Origin of the sequence: Paraburkholderia sp. J7, from assembly GCF_905220155.1 — a bacterium.
Lineage (GTDB): Bacteria > Pseudomonadota > Gammaproteobacteria > Burkholderiales > Burkholderiaceae > Paraburkholderia.
Genome location: NZ_CAJMYZ010000021.1, coordinates 18,794 through 41,407 on the forward strand (window position 1 = coordinate 18,794; position 22,614 = coordinate 41,407).

Annotated in this window: 14 protein-coding genes; 4 read left to right on the top strand and 10 right to left on the bottom strand. The window is 66.9% G+C overall.

The window, feature by feature from the left end; genetic code table 11:
- Positions 1-72 precede the first annotated feature (72 nt).
- Complete coding sequence (locus U5A58_RS29380) at positions 73-1,116, bottom strand: ABC transporter substrate-binding protein (protein WP_415764486.1); 1,044 nt, start codon at positions 1,114-1,116, stop codon at positions 73-75.
- A gap of 127 nt (positions 1,117-1,243) precedes the next feature.
- Entirely contained in the window at positions 1,244-2,335 is a 1,092-nt protein-coding gene (locus U5A58_RS29385; RefSeq protein WP_321964033.1) for an ABC transporter ATP-binding protein, read from the bottom strand.
- A 159-nt stretch (positions 2,336-2,494) separates the two neighbouring features.
- On the opposite strand from U5A58_RS29385, the gene U5A58_RS29390 reads away from it, so the two are divergent.
- Positions 2,495-4,030 (top strand): PLP-dependent aminotransferase family protein, encoded by a 1,536-nt coding sequence (locus U5A58_RS29390; protein ID WP_321964034.1) that lies wholly within the window; start codon positions 2,495-2,497, stop codon positions 4,028-4,030.
- A 38-nt stretch (positions 4,031-4,068) separates the two neighbouring features.
- Here the strand turns inward: U5A58_RS29390 and U5A58_RS29395 are convergent, their stop codons facing one another.
- Both U5A58_RS29395 and U5A58_RS29400 read right to left on the bottom strand, forming a co-directional pair.
- Positions 4,069-7,860: a DUF748 domain-containing protein gene (locus U5A58_RS29395; protein WP_321964035.1), complete on the bottom strand. Its 3,792-nt coding sequence runs from the start codon at positions 7,858-7,860 to the stop codon at positions 4,069-4,071.
- A 319-nt stretch (positions 7,861-8,179) separates the two neighbouring features.
- Positions 8,180-9,643, bottom strand: coding sequence for a DUF1254 domain-containing protein (locus U5A58_RS29400; protein ID WP_321964036.1), 1,464 nt, complete (start codon positions 9,641-9,643; stop codon positions 8,180-8,182).
- A gap of 305 nt (positions 9,644-9,948) precedes the next feature.
- Between U5A58_RS29400 and U5A58_RS29405 the strand changes: the two genes are divergently transcribed.
- Both U5A58_RS29405 and U5A58_RS29410 read left to right on the top strand, forming a co-directional pair.
- On the top strand, positions 9,949-12,429 hold the full coding sequence (locus U5A58_RS29405) for a heavy metal translocating P-type ATPase (protein ID WP_321964037.1): 2,481 nt from the start codon (positions 9,949-9,951) through the stop codon (positions 12,427-12,429).
- A gap of 265 nt (positions 12,430-12,694) precedes the next feature.
- Positions 12,695-14,689 (top strand): Cache 3/Cache 2 fusion domain-containing protein, encoded by a 1,995-nt coding sequence (locus U5A58_RS29410; RefSeq protein ID WP_321964038.1) that lies wholly within the window; start codon positions 12,695-12,697, stop codon positions 14,687-14,689.
- A gap of 124 nt (positions 14,690-14,813) precedes the next feature.
- Here U5A58_RS29410 and U5A58_RS29415 read toward each other — a convergent pair whose 3' ends face one another.
- Positions 14,814-15,698, bottom strand: coding sequence for a peptidylprolyl isomerase (locus U5A58_RS29415; RefSeq protein WP_321964040.1), 885 nt, complete (start codon positions 15,696-15,698; stop codon positions 14,814-14,816).
- A 223-nt stretch (positions 15,699-15,921) separates the two neighbouring features.
- Positions 15,922-18,465 carry a penicillin-binding protein 1A gene (locus tag U5A58_RS29420; RefSeq protein WP_321964041.1) on the bottom strand — a complete coding sequence of 848 codons (2,544 nt, stop codon included), beginning with the start codon at positions 18,463-18,465 and terminating at the stop codon, positions 15,922-15,924.
- A gap of 281 nt (positions 18,466-18,746) precedes the next feature.
- Between U5A58_RS29420 and U5A58_RS29425 the strand changes: the two genes are divergently transcribed.
- A complete protein-coding gene (locus tag U5A58_RS29425) occupies positions 18,747-19,919 on the top strand; it encodes a porin (protein WP_415774314.1) in 1,173 nt (390 codons plus the stop codon).
- Here the strand turns inward: U5A58_RS29425 and U5A58_RS29430 are convergent, their stop codons facing one another.
- The 4 genes from U5A58_RS29430 to U5A58_RS29445 form a co-directional block, all read right to left on the bottom strand.
- A complete protein-coding gene (locus tag U5A58_RS29430) occupies positions 19,920-20,216 on the bottom strand; it encodes a hypothetical protein (protein WP_321914346.1) in 297 nt (98 codons plus the stop codon).
- Between the two features lie 107 nt (positions 20,217-20,323).
- Positions 20,324-20,938 (bottom strand): flavin reductase family protein, encoded by a 615-nt coding sequence (locus U5A58_RS29435; RefSeq protein ID WP_321933909.1) that lies wholly within the window; start codon positions 20,936-20,938, stop codon positions 20,324-20,326.
- 256 nt (positions 20,939-21,194) lie between these two features.
- The gene (locus U5A58_RS29440; RefSeq protein WP_199272121.1) at positions 21,195-21,350 is read right to left on the bottom strand and encodes a hypothetical protein; all 156 of its coding nucleotides are present in this window, start codon (positions 21,348-21,350) and stop codon (positions 21,195-21,197) included.
- Between the two features lie 200 nt (positions 21,351-21,550).
- Positions 21,551-22,396 (bottom strand): hypothetical protein, encoded by an 846-nt coding sequence (locus U5A58_RS29445; protein WP_321964042.1) that lies wholly within the window; start codon positions 22,394-22,396, stop codon positions 21,551-21,553.
- Positions 22,397-22,614 lie beyond the last annotated feature (218 nt).

The window sequence follows — 22,614 nt, forward strand, 5'->3', positions numbered from 1 at the left end:
TCCAGCCTCTGGGCCGCACGAAGCGGCCAAACGCTCCGGCGCGTGGTGCACCGGAGCGTCGCTACTTCACGCTTACTTCGCGGCCCACGAGGCGAAGCGCTGCTCCAGCTCGTCGCCGTGGTCGGTCCAGAACGTCAGGTTCTCCTGAATGGCGTTCTTGCCGTTGGCCGGCGAATTCGGCAGGTTGGCGAGCGTCTTCGCGTCGAGCGCCTTGATCGCATTCGCGTTCACCGGGCCGTAGGCGATGTGCTGCGCGTACGCCTGCTGCGGCTTCGGCGAAAGCGTGTAGGCGATGTACTGCTCGGCCAGCGCCTTGTTCGGCGCGCCCTTCGGGATCGCCCAGTAGTCGAGGTCGTAAATGCTGCCGGTCCACACGACCTTGAGGTTCTTGCCTTCGCGCTGCGCGGCGTCGATACGGCCGTTGTACGCCGTGGACATCACCACGTCGCCCGCGACCAGGAATTGCGGCGGCTGCGCGCCGGCTTCCCACCACTGGATGTTCGGCTTCAGTTCATCGAGCTTCTTGAAAGCGCGGTCCTGACCGGCCTTCGTCGCGAGCACCTTGTAGACGTCCTGGGGCGCCACGCCATCGGCCATCAGCGCGAATTCCATGTTGTAGCGCGCGCCCTTGCGCATGCCGCGCTTGCCCGGGAATTTCTTCACGTCCCAGAAGTCGGCCCAGTTCGCAGGGGCGGTCTTGAGCTTGTCGGCGTTGTAGGCGAGCGCCGTGGACCAAACGAAGAAGCCTGCGCCGCAGGGCTGCTGCGCCGCCGGCATGAAATCACCCTTGTTGCCGAGCTTGGCCCAGTCGAGCTTCTCGTAGAGACCTTCGTCGCAGCCGCGCGCGATGTCGCCGGTTTCGACTTCCACCACGTCCCAGTCCACGTGCTTCGCGTCGACCATGGCCTTCACCTTGGCCTGCTCGCCGTTGTACTCGACAGCGGTGATCTTGTTGCCCGTCTGCGCCTGGAACGGCTCGTTGAACGCCGCCTTCTGCGCATTGCCATTGGCGCCGCCAAAGTTCACGACGGTCAGTTCCGCGGCATTCGCCACGCCGAACGAGAGTGCGAGCGCGGCCGCGACCGCTGCAACGCGCATGTTGCCGATCTGCTTCATGGTTGAGTCCCTTCTCCTTGGTGGTTTGTCTTGCCGGGCCCTTCGGTGCGAGAAACGTGACCCGGTCGTCGAGACGCTTGCTTCGCGAAGCGACGGCGCGCGAAATTGCGCGCCACGCCCGCACGCCTCATGCGAACACGCGCAAATGCTCAGGCGCGAATTCGAGTGCGACCGGCTGACCGGGCGCGAAGCCATCGAGCGCCTCGGTGCCAAGCGGCACCTTCACGAAGCACTCGTCCTGCTGGGGCAGCCCACAGCGCATGCGCACGTGGTCGCCGAAATAGATGAGGCCGCGCGCTTCGCCCGCCAGCGCGTTTGCGCCATGGCCCTTCGAACCGTTCGCGAGCTTCATGCGCTCGGGGCGAATGCACGCGATAGCCGCGGCGCCAGCCTGCGCCCCCGCGACATTGCGGCCCTTCAGGCGCGTGCCGTCGGCGAGATGCATTTCGCAGTACTCGCCATCCACGGCGGCGATGGTGCCGCGCAGCCGGTTGCTGTCGCCGATGAAGTTCGCCACGAACTCGTTGCAAGGCGACTCGTAAAGCCGGTCCACGGTGTCGAGCTGCTGCACGATGCCCTTGTCGAACACGGCCACGCGGTCCGACATCGTGAGCGCCTCGCCCTGGTCGTGCGTCACGTAGACGAAGGTAACGCCGAGCTTCTCGTGCAGCGACTTCAGTTCGTACTGCATATGTTCGCGCAATTGCTTGTCGAGCGCGCCGAGCGGCTCGTCCATCAGCACGAGCTTGGGCTGGAACACGAGCGCGCGGGCGAGCGCAATGCGCTGCTGCTGGCCGCCCGAAAGTTGCGCCGGATAGCGCTTCGCGAAGCCTTCCATGCGCACCATCCTGAGCGCGTCATCTACGCGCTGCGCGCGTTCCGCAGTGGGCACCTTGCGCACGCCCAGCGGGTAAGCCACGTTCTGCTCGACCGTGAGATGCGGAAAGAGCGCATAGTTCTGAAACACCATGCCGATGTCGCGCTTGTGCGGCGGCACGTTGTTAAGCAACTTGCCTTCGAGGCGGATCTCGCCCCCGGTGGGAAACTCGAAGCCGGCAAGCATCATCAGGCAGGTGGTTTTGCCCGAGCCGGAAGGCCCGAGCAGCGTCAGAAACTCTCCCTGGTAAATATCCAGGTCAAGTTGTTTGACGACCAGTGTCTCGCCGTCGTACGTCTTGCGTACGCCGCGAAAGCTGACGATCACATCCGAGGTCTTCATTCGCCCTGTCTCCATTGCATGCTCTTTCTCCCGGCCCGCCTCTTCTGACGCGATTAAATAAATGCTGTCACAGGCTTTAACCGAAACTGACGTGCGAATTACTATAGATGGTCCCGGCTCTATTCAATGGAGCCATTTCATTATTATCGATGGAACCACTTGGCCATGGTCATCCTGTCCGAATGGCTCGCCGCGCAACTCGACAAGGAAAGCGCCGAGCCCGCCTACCGTCAGCTGCTGCAGCTCATGCAGCAGGCCATCCTGACGGGCCGGCTCGCGCCCGGCACCAAGCTGCCCAGCTCGCGCACGCTGGCCGGCGACCTCGGCGTGGCGCGCAACACCGTGCTGCACGTGTACGACCAGCTGAGCGCCGAAGGCTACGTGATCTCGACGACGGGCAGCGGCACCTACGTCGCCGACACACGCCCGGACTCGGCCGCCGTGAGCACGGCGGCGCCGGCCGCCGCCGCCGACGACAACGAGGAAGACGATGCGAACGGCACCTCCCCGCGCGGCGACATGTCGATGCGCGGCCAGCGGCTCATCGACGAGGCGGGCGTGTCCGCCAAGCAGTGGGGCGCCTTCATGCCGGGCGTGCCCGACGTGGCCGAATTTCCCGCGCGCACGTGGAGCCGCCTGCAGGCGCGGCTGTGGAAATCGGCGAATCATGGTTTGCTAACTTACGCGCCCGGCGGTGGCTACCGGCCGCTGCGGCGTGCGCTTTCCGACTACCTGCGCGTGGCGCGCTCGGTGCGCTGCACGCCGGACCAGATCATCATCACGACCGGCATTCACCAGTCCATCGACCTGGCCGTGCGCCTGCTCGCCGACGTGGGCGACAGCGCATGGGTGGAAGAACCGTGCTATTGGGGCGCGCGCAGTGTGTTGCAGTCTTCCGGACTGAAGCTCGCGCCCATTCCCGTCGACGACGAAGGGCTCAATCCGCGCGAACAGGACCTGCGCGACCCGCCGCGCATCGCGCTAGTCACGCCCTCGCACCAATACCCGCTCGGCATGGTGATGAGCCTTGCGCGCCGCCGCACGCTGCTCGAATACGCGCGTCAGCACAAGGTGTGGATCATCGAAGACGACTACGACAGCGAGTTCCGCTACGGCAGCCGTCCGCTTGCGTCGCTACAGGGTCTCGACGAGTCCGACCGCGTGATCTACGTGGGCAGCCTTGGCAAGCTGCTGTTTCCGGGCCTGCGCATCGGCTACATGGTCGTGCCCGAGCGGCTCGCGGCCACCTTCCGCACGGGCGTGGCTGAGTTGTATCGCGAAGGCCAGCTCATGCAGCAAGCCGTGCTCGCCGAATTCATCATGGACGGCTATCTCACCTCGCACGTGCGCCGCATGCGCACGCTCTATGGCGAGCGGCGCCAGTTGCTGATCGACGCGGTCACGCACCATTTCGGCGACGCGCTGCCGGTCATGGGCGACGAAGCGGGCCTGCACTTCGTGCTCGGCCTGCCCGATCACGCCAACGATCGCGTCGTCGCCACAGCCGCCTTCGATGCGGGCGTCATCGTGCGTCCGCTTGCGGCCTACTACAGCATGCGCCAGGATCGCAAAGGATTGCTAACGGGTTACGCGTGCGTGCCGCACGAGGAAATCGCGCCGGCCTTTGCAACGCTCGCGCAAGTGATCGAGAAACACGCGTTTGCGAGGCCGGAAAAGCTGCGGCGCGCCGGTTGAACCGAAGCGCGCCGCTGCGTTGAGTCGCGAAAAAGTGCTTATTTCAGCCCGAAATCCACACGTGTAGTCGCGCCCTTGTCGTCGATACCCTTCGCATCCAGCTTCGGCGCCACGACGAACACGCGGCTCGGATCCACCTTGCCTTCGAAGTACTGCTGGACCGCTTGCGCGCGCTGCTGCGCGAGATTGCGCAAGGTCGCGTCGTCAACGGGCGCGTGGTCGGCCAGCGCCTGCTTCATGTCGTCCACGGGCAGCGTCTTCGTGAAGCCGATCATGTTGTGCGGCTTCTTGAAGTCCGAATCCTTGTAGACCTTGGTGAGGTACTTCTCGTACTCCTTGTCGTCGACCTTCACCTGCGAGGTATCCACGCTCTCGCCATTGCCCACGGTGTCCTTCACCTTCTGAAGCCGCACGAGGCGATCGACGTATTGCTCGCGCAGCGCGGGCGTGTCCACGGCCGGGTCGACGCGGCCGATCAGGTCGATCTTGATCGAGGGCTTGTCGTCGAGCGCCTTCACGATCGTGTCGAGCTTCTTCTGGTCGGCATCGGTCAGCGTTGCCGTGCCCGCTGCGAATTCGACATAGCCAAGATCTTCGCCGCCGCCGCCAAATGCGTTGGCGAGCAGCGTGAACGGCGCGGTCACCGCCTTCGCGATCAGGTTGAGCACCGCCTTCCAGATCAGGCCGCCCAGGCTGAACTCGGGGTTCGAGAGCGAGCCCGACACCGGAATGTTCACGTCGATCTCGCCCTTGCGATTCTTCAGCAGCGAGATCGCGAGACGCACCGGCAGCTTGGTCGCCGTGTCGTTGTCGATGTGATCGCCGAACGTGAGCTGGTCGATGAAGATATGGTTGTTCGCCGAGAGCTGGTCGTTTGCGAGCTGGTAATGCAGGTCGACGTTGAGCTTGCCCTTCGTGATCGGGTAGCCCGCGTACTTCGCCGAGTACGGCGTGAGGTTCGTGAGCTCGATGTCATGCGCGCTCGCCGTGAGGTCGAGCGAGGGCTTCTCGATGAGCGGGTTCACCGTACCCTTGATCGAGAGCGGACCGTTCGCCGCGAGCTTCGCGGAAATGTCCACCGGAGCGGGCGTCGTCGACTCCGTGCCGAACGCGCCCACCGTGCCGTGGATCTGCACGAGGTCGGCGGTGTAATTCGGCTTGATGAAGTTATCGGTGTAGTTCACGCGGCCGTCTTGCAGCACGAGCTCGCCGAAGTGCAGGCGCACGGGGGTCTTCGGCGCCTGCGCCGCCACGACCGTGGCAGGCGCGGAAGCCGGCGCGGGTGCGGAAGCGGTCTGCACCGGCGCGCTCGCCGCTTGCGGCGTGAGCGGCACCGGTTCGCGCGCGCCAGGTTTGGCGCTCGTGTCCTGCGTGAGCGACTGCGCCGCGCCGGTTTGATGCGCGACCACGTCCTTTAGGTTGAGCTTGCCCTGCGCGTCGAGCAGCACGCGGCCATAGAAGCCGGAGAAGGTCACGCGGCTCGCGTCCACGTCGGTGCCGCGCGCGTCGTCGTAATTCGCCTTCAGGTTCGTGAGCGCGAGCGAGCGCCAGCCTGCGAACGGGCCGGACGTGGCCTTGTCGAGCATGCGCACGTCCACGAGCGCCGCGTCGCCGCGATAGTTGGCCTTGAGCGCCTTGCCCTGCTCCACGGAAAGCTGTCCGTTCATGTTCAGCAGCGCGCTCGCGATCACCGCATTGAGCTGGTTGCCGAAGTAAGGCTCGAACGCGGCGGCGTCGAGCCGGTTCGCGTCGATCTTGAGTTGCGCCGTAAGCGGCGTGGGGTTGATCTTGCCGCTCAGCGCCAGGGTGCCCTTGCGGTTGACGGTCGCCTTCAGGTCGATCGGCAGCGGGTGCCGCAGGTCGTCGCTGATCTGCTGGATCTTCAGGTCGAGCGGCGTAACGGCGAGCTTCGCCGGCCGCTGCGTCGAGTTATCCGTGAAGTTGATCGTGCCGTTGTTCAGCGTGAACGTGTCGATCGTGTAGCGCCAGGCCGGCCCTTCCTGCACCGACTTCTGGGCCGCGTGGATCGCCGTGCGCTCGGGCGCCGCCTGATGCGTGGAGGCGAGCTGCGCCAGGTCGATGTTGCCGTCCTTCTGGCGCTCGGCGGTCACCATGAGGCCGGTCAGGTCCACCGAGGCGATCTGCGCCTTACGCGCGTTCAGGTCGATACCACTTACCTGCACCGTGCCCTGGGCGAGCGCGATGGCAGGCGCCTTCGCGCCGCGGGCCGCGAGCTTGAGCGATTCGAGGCCGAGCGTGCTCTGCCCGACCTGCACGACGGCAGGCTGCTGCGCCCAATCGGCCTTGAGCGTGGACGTGAGGTTCAGCTTGCCGTCCACGACCTGCGCGCTGCTCAGGTTGTCGATATACGGCTGCATCTGCGGCAGGCCCAGGCCCGCTAACGCGATGTTGGCTTCGGCGTTCTTGCCCGCCATGCTCAGCGTGCCCGACGCCTTGACCGTGCCGCCGTCATTCGCGGTGGTCGCAAACGTAAATGGCGCACCCTCCTTCGCGGTACTCGAGAATTTTTCGAGCGTGGTGGAGAGCTGGGTGAGGTCGATGTTCACCGTGCGCGATGGCACGTCGTCGCGCACGTGCACGGTGCCGTTCGTGAGCGCGAACTGGCGGATCGAGAGATCGAGCGGCGCGGGCTTCGCCTCTTCGGCCGCCGCCTGCGCGTTCGCCGCACCCGAGGCAGCCGTGGCGCCCGATGCCGGCGCGGCGCTCGCAGCCTTGCTCCCAGCCGGCGCATTTTGCGCCGCCGGCGCGCCCAGCAGCTTCTCGACGCTCAGCACGCCTTGCTTGTCGCGCGCGACCCAAGCGGTGGGCGCGTCGAGCCGGATATCGTCGAAGCGATAGACGTTGCTGAACGGTTCGAGCGAGGCCGCCGCCACGTGCAGGCTGCGCGCGCCGAAAAACGGCGCGTTGGCGTTGTCGGTCGAGTCGAAGTCGTTCAGGTCGGTCGTGCCCGTCACGCGCAGCGTGGGCTTCTCGCCCGACATCACGAAATCGAGTTTGAGGTTGGTCGAGAGCTTGCCGCTCTTCACCGTGACCGGCAGCTTTGTCGGTGCGTAGGTGAGCAGCTTCGGCACGTCGAGGTCCGTCAGGCGCAGTTCCACTTCCGACTCGCGCGTCGCGGAGAACGGCTTGGTCTTGCCGTCGATGGCGAGCGTGCTCGCGCCGTCAATGCGCGCGCGCAGCATCGGCTCGACGAAGATGTCGGTCTTGGAGGCCAGCGTGGCGATGAACGGGATGCCGAGCGACCAGCGGTCGATCACGTGCTTTTCATTGAGCAGGCGATCGTCGAAAGTAATCTGGCCATTCTCGACGCGGATGTTGGAAACCGAAAACTGCGCGGGCTTGCTGTTCGGTTTCGAGGGCGTCGAGAACTTTTCGATGAGGTCCGAAAAGTTGAAATGCTGCGCGTCGAGCCGCACGATCGTGGCCTGCGGCGAGTCGAGCCGCAACTCTTCGACGATGGGCGCCGCGCGAAAGATCGACGACCACGACGCCTGCACGACGGCGCGCGACACATCGAAGAAGTCGCCATTGCCACCGCGCTCGCCGATATGCACGCGGTCCGCTTCGAGACGCAGCGTATACGGATTGAGCGCGATGCGGCCGATCGTGACGGGACGCTCGAGCTGCTTGCTCAGTTGCTGTTCGGCGACGTGACGAATGATGGGCGGCGCGGCGAAGAAGCCGACCAGGCCGAACACAATGAGAAAGATGACGACGCCCGTGAGGATGCGCCGGGTGCGGGGCGCACGCGCGACGGCGCGCAGCGATTGCAAGGAAGAGTTGAGCGACGCTTTGTTGAGGCTTGCCATGCTTGCTTGCGGATGAGGCGGCAACAGGCCCGCCGCGGAATGTGGGTCTGAAGTCGGAAATCCGGGGATGCCGACAGCCGGAAGTATAGGTCCGATAGAAGATCGGACGGCGGGAAAACGCCGCCCGCGGCGCAGGATTTGCGCAACAAGACGTAACAACGGAAGTGAGATTGCCCGGTATCTGTCGCGCGTGTTGCGCGATGCATAAGAATGCGGGCGAGGAGCGCGGGCGTTGCGCGTTTGAGCAGGCTTATGCGGCGCAAAAAAAGCGTTGGCGGGACAAAGTCCCGCCAACGCTTGATTCAGCCTGGCTCAGCGCTTACTGGCGCTCGACGGCGGGCGGCTGCCAGCTGCCATCGGTCGCTTGCGGCTTCGCGGCGTAGAGCCGCATTACCAGGCGGAAGTCGCCATGCGGCGCCGGCACCCAGTTCGCGCCGCCGCGCGGCCGTTCGGCGCTGACGTGCACGTCGAGCGAGCCGTCGCGGTTGCGCCGCGCGCCGCTGCGGTCGCCGAACGCCACGCGCACGGGCGCGTCGGCGTCGAGCGCGCCGTCGGTCGTGTAGGCCGTGATCGACCAGAAACCGCGCACCGGCGGCAACTGCTTCGCCGTGAAGTGCATCGTGTAACGGTTCGCGCCGTTGAGCGCATGACCGTCGCTGTCCTGGCTCACGCGGGCGCGCACTTCGTCGCGGGTAGTCGGAAGACCCGGCGACGTATACGCCGCGTAGGCGCGCAGCGCGTAGTCGGGGCCGTAGTTGCCCGCGTCGTCGCCCACCCAGAGCCAGCCGTTGCCCGCCAGCAAGTTGTTTGGCGGCGTCGCGAGGCGCGCGCGGCCGTCCGCGAGACCGGCCTTCACGACCGCGGCGTCCTTCGTGCCCGAGGGCAGTTCGGCCGGGTCGCCCGGATGCACGCCAATGTCGCCGAGAATCTTGATCGCGTGCGCGTCGTCCGCCGTGGGCGGGTTGTCTTCCAGTGCCTGCGCGAGCCGGTTGAAGAAACCGTTCGCGTCGAGCGCCGCAACCTGGGCGGAAGGTGTGCCCGGCGCGACCGGATCGCCGCTCTGCGTGGCGCCGGACGGCTCGTTGCCGCGTGCGCCCCCGTTGCCGCGAGCGCCTGCCTTGCCGCGCGCGCCGCGATCGTCCCAGTCGGAAAGCGTCGTGACTTGCAGACCGTGCTGCAGCCGCCGCACGGCCGCGAGGTCGCCGCCGCCGCGCGTCTGGATGCGCGCGAGGAACCACACGTAGCGCGTCGTCACGTCCACGCGCTTCACGCGCGCGGGCAGCGTGCCCTTCCAGCCGGCCGGAACGAATGCAATCGTTTGCGCTTTCAGACCGCTGACGCGTTCGCCGGTTTGCGCGGCGCCCGTCGACCAGACGACATTCGTCCACATGTCGAGCGCGCGCGCGTCCATGTAGCGGCCATGCGTATCGGGCAGCGTGACGAGCACCGGCTCGCTCGAAACGTCGAGCCAGCCGCTGGAAGCCAGCGTGTCGAGATTGGGTTCGGGCGGGCTCGAAGCCCCGACGGGCGGCAGCGACTGCGCGTGGCGCAGCGTGTTCGGCGCAGCCTGGCCGGGGCCCGTGCCCGTGGCGGCTGTACGCGACAGGTCCATCAGCACGAGCGGATAGCCGAACACGTACGAGTCCGAAACTTCGTCCTTCATCCAGCCGTTGCTCTTCGGCGCGACGTCGCTCGGCGCCGAGGCGCATCCGGCGATCAGGGCAACGCAGGCAAGCGCGGCGCCGCTACGGTACGACGAGAATGCTCGATGTATTGTTGTCATTTGTGTGTTGTATTCGGTGCGGGCGGTCCATGAAGTGACGTCGACCGGCTACCCACTCCGCGCGCGGGCCCCCCCAGGGCCGTGGTGAAAGGCGCGCGGCAAGGCGCCAATGCCGCCGGTTGGTATCGTATCGCTCGCGCATGGGCCTGAAAAGACTACAGCGTGGAATATTGCCTTACAGCCGTGTAGCTTGCTCTCAGGCCCTCTATCTGAAACGAAAGTGACGCAGTGTCGCTGCCCCTTGACCTTCCCACGATGGGAACGTAGATACTGCTTAACATCGATTACAGCCTCGCACCCTCACCATGAACGACCCCCTCGTTGCAGAGCGCGCCGATACCGCCGTGGCCGAACTCGAGGTCCACGGCATGACGTGCGCCTCGTGCGCCACGCGCGTCGAAAAGGCGCTCGCCAAAGTGCCGGGCGTCACGCGCGCCTCGGTCAACCTCGCCACCGAAAAGGCCACCGTCGAGGCGAGCGGCGGCGTCGCGCCCGCCGCGCTCGTCGCCGCCGTCGAAAAGGCCGGCTACGAAGCCGTGCCGGTCGCCACGGAAACCGCCACGCTCGCCATCGGCGGGATGACTTGCGCGTCGTGTGCGAACCGCGTCGAGAAGGCGCTCGCGCGCGTGCCCGGCGTGGCCGGCGTGAGCGTGAACCTTGCCACCGAGCAGGCCACCGTCAACACCCGCTCGCCACTCACGGGCGAACTGCAGGATCAGCTCGTCGCGGCCGTCAGGAAGGCCGGCTATGAAGCCACGCCGCTCGCCGCCGACGTCGACGCCACCCCGGCGAAAAGCGCCGCCGCCAGCGACGAGGCACGCCGGGAATGGCGCGCCGTGCTGGTCTCGGCCGTGCTCACGGTGCCGCTCGTGCTGCCGATGTTCGGCCACTGGCTCGGCTTCGACTGGATGTTGCCCGCAGCCGTGCAACTCGCGCTCGCGAGCGTCGTGCAGTTCGTGTTCGGCGCGCGTTTCTATCGCGCCGCCTGGAAAGCCGTGCGGGCAGGCGCGGGCAACATGGATCTGCTGGTTGCGCTCGGCACCTCGGCCGCGTACGGCGTGAGCGTCTACGCGATGCTCGCCGATCCTGGCAACGGCGCTGGCGACATGGCACATCTGTATTTCGAGGCTTCGGCGGTGGTCATCACGCTCGTGCGCTTCGGCAAGTGGCTCGAAGCGCGCGCGAAGCGGCAGACCACCGACGCGATCCGCGCCCTCAATGCACTGCGGCCCGATCGCGCGCGCATCCGCGTCGATGGCACTAATGGCGCTAAAACAGAGGAGCGCGAAGTGCCGCTCGCTCAGGTCCGCGTGGGCTCGATCGTGGTCGTGCGTCCCGGCGAGCGCCTGCCCGTGGACGGCGTCGTGCTCGAAGGCCGCAGCCACATCGACGAATCGCTCATCACCGGGGAAAGCCTGCCGGTGCCGAAAGCGCCCGACGATCCTGTCACCGCCGGCTCGATCAACGGCGAAGGCGCGATTGCCGTACGCACCACCGCCATCGGCGCGGAGACCACGCTCGCGCGCATCATCCGCCTCGTGGAAAGCGCGCAGGCCGAAAAAGCGCCAATCCAGCGTCTCGTCGACCGCGTGAGCGCCGTGTTCGTCCCCGCGATTCTCGTGATCGCGGCCATCACGCTGGGCGGCTGGCTGTTCGCGGGCGCGAGCGCCGAAACGGCGATTCTCAACGCCGTGGCCGTGCTCGTGATCGCTTGCCCGTGCGCGCTCGGCCTCGCCACGCCCGCCGCGATCATGGCGGGCACCGGCGTGGCCGCGCGCCATGGCGTGCTCATCAAGGACGCCGAAGCATTGGAAACCGCCCACAACGTGAGCGTGGTCGCGTTCGACAAGACCGGCACGCTCACGCTCGGCCAGCCCTCGCTCACTGCGTTCGAGGCGGCCGAGGGACTTGATCGCAACGAGGCGCTCGCGCTCGCCGCCGCCGTGCAGCGGCAAAGCGACCACCCGCTCGCGAAGGCCGTGGTGCAGGCGTATGAGGCGCAAGCGCAAGGCGCCGCCGCCTGGAGCGCCGCGGCCCACGCGCGCGCGGTGCCGGGGCGCGGCGTGGAAGCCGAAGTGAACGGGCGGCGTCTCGCGATCGGCAGCGGCCGCTGGCTCGACGAGCTGGCGCTGGCCGTGCCGCTCACGCTCGCGGCGCGCGCGCGTTCGCTCGAAGAGGCTGGCAATACGGTGTCGTGGTTGTTCGATCCGCACGGCGGCGTCCTCGCGTTGCTCGCGTTCGGCGACACGGTGAAGCCCACGGCGCGCGCAGCCATTGCGAGCCTCAAGGCGATGGGCATCCGCAGCGTGCTCGTGACCGGCGACAACGCGGGCAGCGCGGCGGCCGTGGCCGCGCAGCTCGGCATCGACGAAGTCCACGCGCAGGTGCTGCCCGACGACAAGGCGCGCACGATCCGCGACCTCAAGATCGAAAGCGGCGGCATCGTCGCGATGGCCGGCGACGGCATCAACGACGCCCCCGCGCTCGCCGCCGCCGACATCGGCATCGCCATGGCCACCGGCACCGACGTCGCCATGCACGCGGCAGGCATCACGCTCATGCGCGGCGACCCGGCGCTCGTGGCCGCCGCAATCGATATTTCGCGGCGCACGTGGCGCAAGATTCAGCAGAACCTGTTCTGGGCGTTCATCTACAACCTGATCGGGATTCCGCTTGCCGCCTTCGGCCTGCTCAATCCCATGCTCGCAGGCGCGGCGATGGCGTTTTCGAGCGTGAGCGTCGTGACCAACGCGCTGCTGCTCAGAACGTGGCGGGCAAAGCGCTAACGCAGCCATTCACCGCGCGACGTATCGTGCGGAATATAACGAAAGGGCGCATCATGCGCCCTTTTCTTCATTCCGGCGTTCTCTTTGGAATCCGAATCGTCCCATTTTTTGCGACACAAGATCGCATGACCATTCGCATGCCGTATGAAATTGTAAGGATTTTCGCGTTTACCCCTAAAGGATCGCTCGCGCGCGCCGTAATGCGTCATGCCAGCGCCTCGAAGGCGCAGGTTCCTTCCTCACAAGCTACTCCGGAACCGAACTCATGCTTTCACGCTTATCAAGCCGCGCGAGCGTCGGCGTGCGTCTCGCCTTGCTATCGTGCGTGCTCGTCGCGGCAATATTTGCCGCCTTCACGTGGGCGATCACGCACTCGGCGGCAACGCAGGTCGGCGACCAGGTGCGCGCGCGCATCACGGAAAAGGACCAGTCGGTGGCCTCGTCGATCTCGCTGATCGACGGCGCGCTCGACGCCGAAGTCGACCGCGCCATGCAGCTCTTCGAGAGCTTCCTGCCCGGCGCCTTCACCCTCGATCCCACGCAAACGGTCGACATTGGCGGCAAGGCCACGCCGGTCTTCAAGTCCGGCGACCACGTGCTGAACATGGACTTCACGGTCCCCGACCAGTTTCTCGCGCGCAGCGGCGAAATCGCCACGATTTTCGCGCGTAGCGGCGACGACTTCGTACGCGTGACCACCTCGCTCAAGAAGCAGGACGGCTCGCGCGCGATCGGCACGCTGCTCGACCGCAACGGGCCCGCGTACGGCCCGGTTCTGGCCAACCGCACGTATACGGGCCTTGCCCAGTTGTTCGGCAAACAGTACATCACGCAGTACAAGCCGATTCTCGACGCGAGCGGCCATGTGATCGGCGCGCTCTTCGTCGGCGTGGACGTGGGTGCGCAGATCGACGCGCTCAAGAGCGAGATCGCCAAGCTCAAGATCGGCGAAAGCGGCTACTACTTCGTGATGGACGCTTCGAACGGCGCGGCGCGCGGCACCTTCCTCGTGCATCCGAGCGCCGCCGGCAAGCACTACGACGACGCGAACGCGCCCTGGTCGCGCATGCTCGAGGCGCGCGAAGGCACGCTCGACTACACCTCCGCCGACTCGACGCGCGACGAGCGCGACGCGCGCGCGAAGTTCGTGTCGTTCGTGAGCGTGCCGCAGTGGCAATGGCTCGTCGGCGGCGTCGCCGTACGCGACGAGATCATGGCCGACGTGAACGCCACGCGCGACCGCTTCGCCGCGATCGGCCTCGTGCTGGTCGCGCTGTTCGCGGCGCTTTCGATCTACGCGGCGCGCCGCCTCGTGAGCCAGCCACTCGACGCCGCCGCACAAGCCGCCGGCCAGCTCGCTGCGGGCGACCTCACGGTGCGCATCGGCAACGGAAGCAGCAACCGCAGCGGCATCGGCAGCGGCGATGCGACGAATGCCGACGAGATCGGCCGGCTCACGCGCGCCATCGACGGCATCGGCGTGGGACTCGCACAAATCGTGGCGCAGGTGCGCAGCGCCACGGCGCAGATGAGCGAGGACACCTCGCGCATCGCACAAGGCAGCGGCGAGATCGCTTCGCGCATCGCGAGCCAGGCGAGCAGCCTGGAAGAGACGGCGGCGAGCATGGAAGAGCTGACTTCGACCGTGCAGCAGAACGCCGACCACGCGACGCGTGCGAACAGCGTGGTGACGAGCGCCGCAGAAGCCGCGCTCGACGGCGGCCGCGCCGTGAGCCGCGTCGTGGAAACGATGAACGACATCAGCCGCTCCTCGCAGAAGATCGCCGAGATCACCGGCGTGATCGACGGCATTGCGTTCCAGACCAACATCCTCGCACTCAACGCGGCTGTGGAAGCGGCGCGCGCGGGCGAGCACGGCAAGGGCTTCGCGGTGGTCGCGAGCGAAGTGCGCGCGCTCGCGCAACGCAGCGCGGCGGCGGCGAAGGAAATCTCGGCGCTCATCACCGAATCGTCGTCGACCGTCGAGACGGGTTATCGCATTGCCGGCGAAGCGAGCACGACCATGCGCGGGATCGTCGCGCGCGTGGATGAAGTGCGGTCTATCATCGGCGAGATCAGCGTGGCCTCGCGCGAACAGTCGGGCGGCATCGAGCAGGTGAACATCGCGGTTTCGCAGATCGGCGCAGCGACGCAGCAGAACGCCGCGCTCGTGGGCGACGCCGAGCGCGCCGCCGCCGCGCTCAACGATCACGCGGCGGCGCTCGCCGAGCTCGTTTCCGTGTTCAAGGTGCACGAGTAACGCGCACGGTACCGTCAGGGCATGCTTCGCAGTGCAAGATAAAAGGAAAAGGCGAAACGAAAAAAGGCAGCGTCCCAGGACGCTGCCTTTTTTGTTGGCTGCGCGGCAGATGCCCCGCGCCGTCTCACTCCACGATCGTCGCCGAGCGCGCCAGTTCGGCCACGCGCTGCCCGAGCGCGGCCTGCATGGCCTCGTCTTGCAACTGGCGGCGAATGTCTTCTTTCGCCGCATCGTACGTCGGCACCTGCATCGGTCGCTTGCTTTCGAGGCGCACAATCAGCCAGCCGTCGCCGGCCTGCAGCGGCTGCGGCGCGGTTGCGCCGGGCGCGAGACCCGTGATGACCTGTGCGAGCGGCATGGGCACGCCGTGCGTGTTGCCTTCGGTGAGCGGCAGCTTGAAGCTCACCCACGGCATCTCGCCGCCGGTGGCCTTCGTCGCGCCGATGCCGTACTGCCGCGCAAGCTCGGCGAACGGCTGGCCGCCCTTCACCGCCGCGAGCACGGTGTTCGCGGTGGCCTCGTCGGCCACGGCGATCACCGCCGGCTTGTACTCTTCCTTGCCGAACGTCGCGACGACCGATTCGTAGCGCGCTTTGATCTCGCTGTCCGTGATCTTCGGCGCGTGCACGTTGTCCAGAATCCACCCGCGGATCCCGGCGTCGGTCTTTTCGGCGTCGGGGAACTGCGCGACCTCGGGGCGCTGGTCGTAGTGCCCGAGCACGGCCTGCTGGCGCAGCAGTTCGCGTGCAATCAGGTCGTCCTTGAGCACGGCGCGCAGTTGCGGCGTGTCGGGCGCGCCGGTGCGGCTGACCACGTTGCTCACTGCCGTGTCGAGCGCGGATTGCGGAACCACATGACCGTTCACGAGCGCAGCGGCGCCCGCAGGCAGCGCGGCGGCCGCGGAAGCCAGGGTTGCGGCTTCGGCTGCGTGGACGAGCGCGGGCGCGAGCGTGCTCACCGCCACCGAGGCGAACGAAAGCAGGCACAGCGTGCGGATGGATCGGGACATGCGTGACATTTCGATTGACTCCAGCGTATTCGGAAAGCCGCGGCGCAACGCTGCAGGAAGCACCAGGGGCAAGCTTTGATCCGCGCGAATCTAGCGGAATCTCGCAGCGCTGTTGTCAGGAAGTGTCAAACGGACGCGGGGCCGGATTGGAACCTTGCGGCAGGTCAAGCGCGAGACGTCCACCCGCGCCGTCACGCTCAGGCGACGGCGCGGGACGACGCGCTCATTGTCCCTGTGGCTGCGCCACCGGCGGCGTGTAGCTCGCGCTCGCGCCCGGCGTGTCAGGCTCCGCGTCGTCGGGTGTCGGCGTCGGCGCAAGCGCCGGCTCCTGCGCCGGATACGAAGGCTGCGGCGCAAGTGCCGGCGGCGTACTGGACGGACCGACGATCGGCGGCACGCCCATGATCGCGCGCGCGGCGGCTTCCGCAGCCGCCGCCGAAGCGGCAGAAGGCGCCGGAACCGCGGAAGGCGCCGATGCCCCCGCTTCCGAAGCCGCAGAAGCCACCGATGCCGGTGCGGGGGCGCTGACACGCGGTGGCGGCGCACGCCGAACCGGCGCGCTCTGCGGCGGCGCTTCGTGCGTGCCGACCAGCTTGTCCATCCACGCACGCAGCTTCTCGCGGAAGGTTTCGAACGCGCCCGGCGTCACTTCGGTGTCGAAGCGCGCGCGCGGATCGACGAGGCGCTGCCGCAGCGCGCGCTGAAAGAAGTCGCCGACGATCGGCAGCGCGCTGCGCGCGCCCTGGCCCCAGTAGTCGTCGAGCGTCACGCGGCCATCGTCGAAACCAACCCATGCGCCCGCCACGAGTTGCGGATTCATGAGGATGAACCAGCCGTCCGTGTTGCCTTGGGTCGTGCCGGTCTTGCCCGCCACGTCGCCGCGAATGCCAAAGCGCGTGCGGATGGCCGCACCCGTTCCGCGGTTCACGACGTCGCGCATCGTGTCGAGCAGCGTGCGGTCCGCCTCCGCGGAAAGCGCCCGCTCGGGCGAAGCGCTCTCGAACTGCGCGAGCACGTTGCCCTTGTGGTCCTCGATGCTCGTGACCATGCGCGGCTCGAGGTACACGCCGTCGTTGGCGATCGTGCTGTAGGCGGACACCATCTCCTTCAACGTGACCGGGCTCGTGCCGAGCGCAAGCGAAGGCACCGGATCGAGCTGGCTGTCGCGCACGCCCATCGCGCGCGCAAGGCGCGCAACCTTGTCCGGGCCCACCGTCTGCATCAGCTGCGCGGTGATGCGGTTGCGCGAAAACGCGATCGCGTCGCGCAGCGTCATCGGGCGCATGCTCGGCTGCACGTCGTCGGTCGGCTTCCAGATTTCGCCGCCCGCCAGCGGAATTTCCACCGGCTGGTCGATGAACGTGTCGCTCGGCTTCGCGCCCGCCGCATAGGCCGCGCCATACACGAACGGCTTGAACGTCGAGCCCGGCTGACGGCGCGCCTGCTGCACGTGGTCGAACGGTTCCTCGGTGAAATCGCGGCTGCCCACCCACGCCTTGATCTGTCCGTTGCGCGGGTCGATGGCGAGGAAGCCCGCCTCCACCGCCGTCTTGCTCTTGCAGAGGTTGCGCATGAAGGTGCGGTCGGCGGCGAGCTGCTTGAGCGCGTCGGCATCGTTCGCGAGCGCGTCGCGCGCGCTCTTGTAGTCCTGCGTTTCGCGCATGAACGTCGCGAACTGGTCGTTGCCGGCCGTGCAGCCGTTGCGTCCGCTCCACGCGCCGTTCGCGATGCCCTGAAGCTGGTTCGCGTGCTGGCGCAGCGCGGCGGTCGCCATCTGCTGGAGACGCGAATCGATCGTGGTGCGCACCACGAGGCCATCGGAATAGATGTTGTAGTCGTTGCGGTCGGCCCACGAGATCAGCCACTTGCGCAGTTGCAGCGCGAAATGCGGCGCGGGGCCCGGCGGCTCGGTCTGACGCTCGAAGTCGAGGCGCAACGGCTTCTTCGAGAGCGTGGCGTACTGCGCCTCGCTGAGCTTGCCGTACTTCACCATCTGGCCGAGCACGGTGTTGCGCCGCGCGAGCGCGCGCTCGGGGTTGATCACCGGGTTGTAATAGGCGTTGCCCTTCAGCATGCCCGTGAGCGTCGCGGCTTGCAGGATGTCGAGCTGATCCGCCGAAACGCCGAAGTAGGTGCGCGCCGCCATCTCGATACCGTATGCGTTATAGAGAAACGGCACCGTGTTCAGATACGTCTCGAGAATCTGCTGCTTGCTATACACCGCTTCGATCTTGAACGCCGTGATCGCTTCCTTGATCTTGCGCGTGAGCGTGGGCGCGCGGCCGATTTCATCGGGATAGAGATTGCGCGCGAGCTGCTGCGTGATGGTCGAGCCGCCCTGGCGGTCGCCCGAGAACGTGTGCAGCGCCGCGCCCGCCGTGCGCTTGAAATCGATGCCGTGGTGTTCGTAGAAGCGGTGATCCTCGGTGGAAACCAGCGCATCGACCATGTGCGGCGAGATCTGCGCGAGCGGCACCCATTCGCGGTTCGAGGGCTTGAACTCGGCGAGCACCTTGCCGTCGGCGGAAAGGATCTGGGCCGGCTCGTCCACCCGCGCCTTGCGGATGTCGCCAATGCTCGGCGTGAACGGAATCAGCACGAGCACGTAGAGCACGACGAGCGCCGGCAGCGCGCCGATGGTCATGAGCACGCCGCGCCGCGTGGGATGCCGCAAATGGTGGAGCGCACGCGCGCCTGAGCGGGCCAATGCGGGGCGGGCAAAGCCGCCAAGCCGCACGGCGGCATGCTTCAGGCGGGACAACGACATCGCGATTCGATCGCGGATCAACGGCACGTAACGCTTCACGCGGCAGGTAGGGTCGGCTGGCAAAGCGTGAATCGTACCAAACTCACAAGGCCGCCCCTTCATCGAGCCGGACGCAAGCCCTACATCGCCCTAAGTCGATTTATGACACGGAGATGAAATCATCCTTCCAGATCGAGGAAGAATCCTCTCCAGTCACAACCGGTTTTCCGGCGCCTTTCCCTCCCTACACTCCTGTCCCTGTTGCAAACCGGTACGAAACAACAACGCTACAGGAACCTCGAATGAAGAACACCGTCTCGCTCACCACCGCTGCCGCCATGCTCGGCGCACTCGGCACGCTCGCGGCGCCCGCCGCCCACGCGCAAAGCTCGGTCACGCTGTATGGCCTGATCGACGCCGGCATCATGTACACGAACAATGTCGCGAGCGGCAAGACCGGCGGCGCGCTCTGGCAGGCGACGAGCGGCAACGTGAACGGCAGCCGCTTCGGCGTGCGCGGCAGCGAGGACCTGGGCGGCGGCCTGCATGCGGTCTTCGTGCTCGAAAACGGCTTCAACGTGCAGAACGGCAAGCTCGGCCAGGACGGCCGCATGTTCGGCCGCCAGGCCTACGTGGGTCTCGCGAGCGACCAGTTCGGCTCGCTCACGCTCGGCCGCCAGTACGACTCGCTCGTCGACTTCGTCGCGCCGCTTTCGGCCACGGCGGGCACCTTCGGCGACACGGGCTTCGCGCATCCGTTCGACAACGACAACCTGAACCACTCGCTGCGCATGAGCAACGCGGTCAAGTTCACGAGCAACACGTATAGCGGCCTGAAGTTCGGCGCGCTCTACGCGTTCTCGAACAACACCGACTTCGCCGTGAACCGCGCCTACAGCTTCGGCGCGAGCTACACCAACGGGCCGCTTGCCATCGCGGCCGGTTATCTGCAACTGAACGGCACCCAGGGCGCCACGGCGAGCAGCCCGGGCGCAGTGGATCTCGCGGAATCGACGGCCAACGGCAAGGGCGGCTTCTCGCTCGGCGCCGACCGCCTGCGTTCGTTCGGCGGCGGCATCAACTACACGTTCGGCCCGGCCACGGCGGGCTTCGTGTTCACGCGCAGCGAATACACGGGTACGAGCTCGTTCGGCTCGCAGGGCGGCGACATGAGCTTCAACAACTACGAAGTGAACGGGAAATATCAGTTGAACCCGGCGTGGAGCCTGGGTCTCGCCTACACCTTCACGGATGGCCACGTGAGCAACACGACCACGTTCGGCGCCGATCCGAAGTGGAACCAGGTGGACGCACAGGTCGTGTACCGCCTCTCGAAGCGCACCGATCTGTACGGCGAGGCGATGTACCAGCACGCCACGGGGCACAACTACGTGGCGTTCATCAACACGGCGGGCGGCGCGTCGTCGACGGCCAATCAGGTGGTGGGCACGGTGGGCTTGCGCGCGCGCTTCTAATCACAGCACCAGCGACAGCGCGATCGACACCCACACGGCCGTCGCGCCGCACAGAAAGGCGCGGCGCGCCATCAGGAAGCGCGACTCGTCGTTGGGCTTCGCGGGCGAGGTGGCGAGCCAGGGCACGCTGCCGAGGCACGCGAAGCCCAGGAGCGCAATGCCGACGACCACACGGTCGCCGATGCGCCAGGCCGAGGGCTCGTGCAGCCCCCAGTAGCCCAGCGCGATCATGCCGATCGAAAACATCGTCGAGGCGGCCGAACTGAGCGCCACCACCGATCCCGTCGGAGATTGCATCGATTGTCTCCCTCGCGCGCCTCGCGCAGTTGGGCCACCAGGTCGGGCCATTATCGGCGGGCGGGCAGGAGGCGGCAACGCCGCGGCCTGCCCACGCCCGAAGCGGCTTACGCGCCTGGCCGCACCATCTGGAACATCTCGCCGATCTGCGCGTAGTCGGCGCGATAGCCCGCGCGCATCACGGGCTGGGCGGCGTGCGTGTCGAAAAGGCCGTCCTTCAGGAACGCCTCGCGAATGTGCACGCCCACCACCTGCCCAAGCGCCAGCCAGTTGTCCATGGGCGTGCCGTCGAGCGTTTTGAGCCGCACGATCTGCAGCAGCTTGCATTCGAGCGCGGCCGGCGCTTCAGCCACGTGCGGCACCGCGACGTTGCGGCCCGGTGCGGCGGTGAGGCCCGCGAGCGCGAATTCGTCGACGTCGGCGGCGACCGGCGCGGAGGTGCGGTTCATCTGCGGCGCGAGCGCCTTCGACGTGAGGTTCCAGACGAACTCTCCGGTCTCCTCGATGTTGCTGATGCTGTCTTTGCGGCCTTCGCTGCAGAACCCGATGATCGGCGGAAAGGTCGCGAACGCGCCAAAGAAACTGTAGGGCGCGAGATTGAGCACGCCGCTCTTCGCGCGGCTGGAGATCCAGCCGATCATGCGCGGCGCGACGATCGCCTTGAACGGGTCGTGCGGCAGGCCGTGGCCCTGGGCGGGGTCGTAGAAGTAGCTATTGGACATGTAGATGGGACGTAGCGATTTCGAAGCGGCATCACTATGACACGGGCGGCGCGCGGCTGTCGTCACGCCAGACGAAGCGGCTTCGGCTCGCAGCAGCCCCAAACCAGCCCCATGTCGGCCCCAAATCGGCCCCATATCGGCCCCAAACGCAACAAGGCCGGCTCTCTTTCGAGAGCCGGCCTTGTTTGATGACCTTGCGGTCTGACCGGAGAAACGCGTTGGACGGCGAGCGCCGTCCGAAGCGCTTCAGCTTCGATCAGTCACGCGGCATGCCGAACGGCATGTAGTGCGAGCGGCGAACGCGCTCTGCTTCGCGGTGACGCGCTTCGTACGAATATTCCGAATCCATCGGCAGGTACGGCGACGCGAAGAGATCGCTCACCTTTTGGATCAGTGCAAAGATGAAGCTCATGGCGACTCCCAGTTAGGCTGCGGTTCAGGGTTTTCCCTAAGACAGAAGCGATTATAGGGTTTTCCCTAGGATAACGCTAGTGCAACGCAGCAAAAAAACTGCGACGCACCGCCGCACGGGGTCGCGCGCAATCGATGCGTTGCAGCAAAACAACGCATCGATATTTCGGATACAGGGGCGGGATCGCGCGACGAAGCCGTTCAGCGAGTGGCTTTCTGGGCGATTTTGGCGTGCGCCGCACGCGTGGAATGCGCCGCGACACGGCGCGCGGGCGTGGGTGCAGCCTTGGCGGGCTGCGCCTTGACCACCGCTCGTGCGGGGGCCGCCGGGGTTTCCGCGGCAACAGCAGCAGCCGCCGTTGCGGCAGTGACGGCGGCAGTTTGCGCGGCAACGCGCTGCGACAGGTCGTCGACCGAGGACTGCTGCTTCAGGATGAACTGCTCGAGGCGCGCTTCGTTTGCGCGAGACTCGTTCGCGAGGCTGTCGAGCCGCACCGACTGCGCGACGCCGAAACCCACCGATGCCAGCACCGCCACCGAGGCAGCAGCGAGCACCCACTTGAGTTGCCGCGAAGACGCGGCGGCCATGTGGCGCTGCTCGGCGAGCGCGCCCTGAAGCGCGTCGAGGCGCTGCGCCAGCGCGTTTGGCTCGGCGGCCGCTTGAGCGGCTTCGGGCGCGAACCCAGCGGGTTCGACGCGTTCTGCGTTGTCGATGGCAAACGACGGTTCGGCGACGAAGGCCGCAGCAGCCGGGCCCTGCGCTTCACCAAAGCCCGGCGCCACCGGATCGATCCCAGCCCCGGCCCCGGCCGGAGCAGCGGCACGCTTCGCCCGCGGCGCGCGGCGCGCGGTCGTTGCCCCCGCAACGGGGCTCGCCACGCTGGCCTCATCGCCGGACGCTGCCGCCGCCTGGGCGGGCTCCGGGTTTTCGAAGCCGCTCAACGTGCCCTGGCGCACGGGAGCATCCGCTTGCGCGACCGCGGCGAGACTCTCGCCGTCGAGCGCTTGCGGACCATCGAATTCGGAAGCAACAGGGGATTCAGTCACGTTGGACGGCGCCGATGTGGCGCGCGGTTGCCACGGTGCGGTGCGTTCAGGATGCGAAGAGCTCAAGGATGCGGTATCTGCGTAATCAGCCATGGGTCAGCGATGCGGTTCGCGTCGCGCGCCGGCCGTTCACGGCCGTTTGGCGACGTCCTCGTGTTCTGGTTCGAACGCCCATTGTCGCATGCCAGAACGCGTGGCCAGATGCTCTTCCCCCACTT

Coding starts and splice junctions, on each gene's coding strand:
- U5A58_RS29380 (WP_415764486.1), bottom strand. CDS start 1,116: ATGAAGCAGATCGGCAACATGCGCGTTGCAGCGGTCGCGGCCGCGCTC.
- U5A58_RS29400 (WP_321964036.1), bottom strand. CDS start 9,643: ATGACAACAATACATCGAGCATTCTCGTCGTACCGTAGCGGCGCCGCG.
- U5A58_RS29435 (WP_321933909.1), bottom strand. CDS start 20,938: ATGTCCAATAGCTACTTCTACGACCCCGCCCAGGGCCACGGCCTGCCG.
- U5A58_RS29420 (WP_321964041.1), bottom strand. CDS start 18,465: ATGTCGTTGTCCCGCCTGAAGCATGCCGCCGTGCGGCTTGGCGGCTTT.
- U5A58_RS29405 (WP_321964037.1), top strand. CDS start 9,949: ATGAACGACCCCCTCGTTGCAGAGCGCGCCGATACCGCCGTGGCCGAA.
- U5A58_RS29410 (WP_321964038.1), top strand. CDS start 12,695: ATGCTTTCACGCTTATCAAGCCGCGCGAGCGTCGGCGTGCGTCTCGCC.
- U5A58_RS29425 (WP_415774314.1), top strand. CDS start 18,747: ATGAAGAACACCGTCTCGCTCACCACCGCTGCCGCCATGCTCGGCGCA.
- U5A58_RS29415 (WP_321964040.1), bottom strand. CDS start 15,698: ATGTCCCGATCCATCCGCACGCTGTGCCTGCTTTCGTTCGCCTCGGTG.
- U5A58_RS29385 (WP_321964033.1), bottom strand. CDS start 2,335: ATGAAGACCTCGGATGTGATCGTCAGCTTTCGCGGCGTACGCAAGACG.
- U5A58_RS29440 (WP_199272121.1), bottom strand. CDS start 21,350: ATGAGCTTCATCTTTGCACTGATCCAAAAGGTGAGCGATCTCTTCGCG.
- U5A58_RS29395 (WP_321964035.1), bottom strand. CDS start 7,860: ATGGCAAGCCTCAACAAAGCGTCGCTCAACTCTTCCTTGCAATCGCTG.
- U5A58_RS29430 (WP_321914346.1), bottom strand. CDS start 20,216: ATGCAATCTCCGACGGGATCGGTGGTGGCGCTCAGTTCGGCCGCCTCG.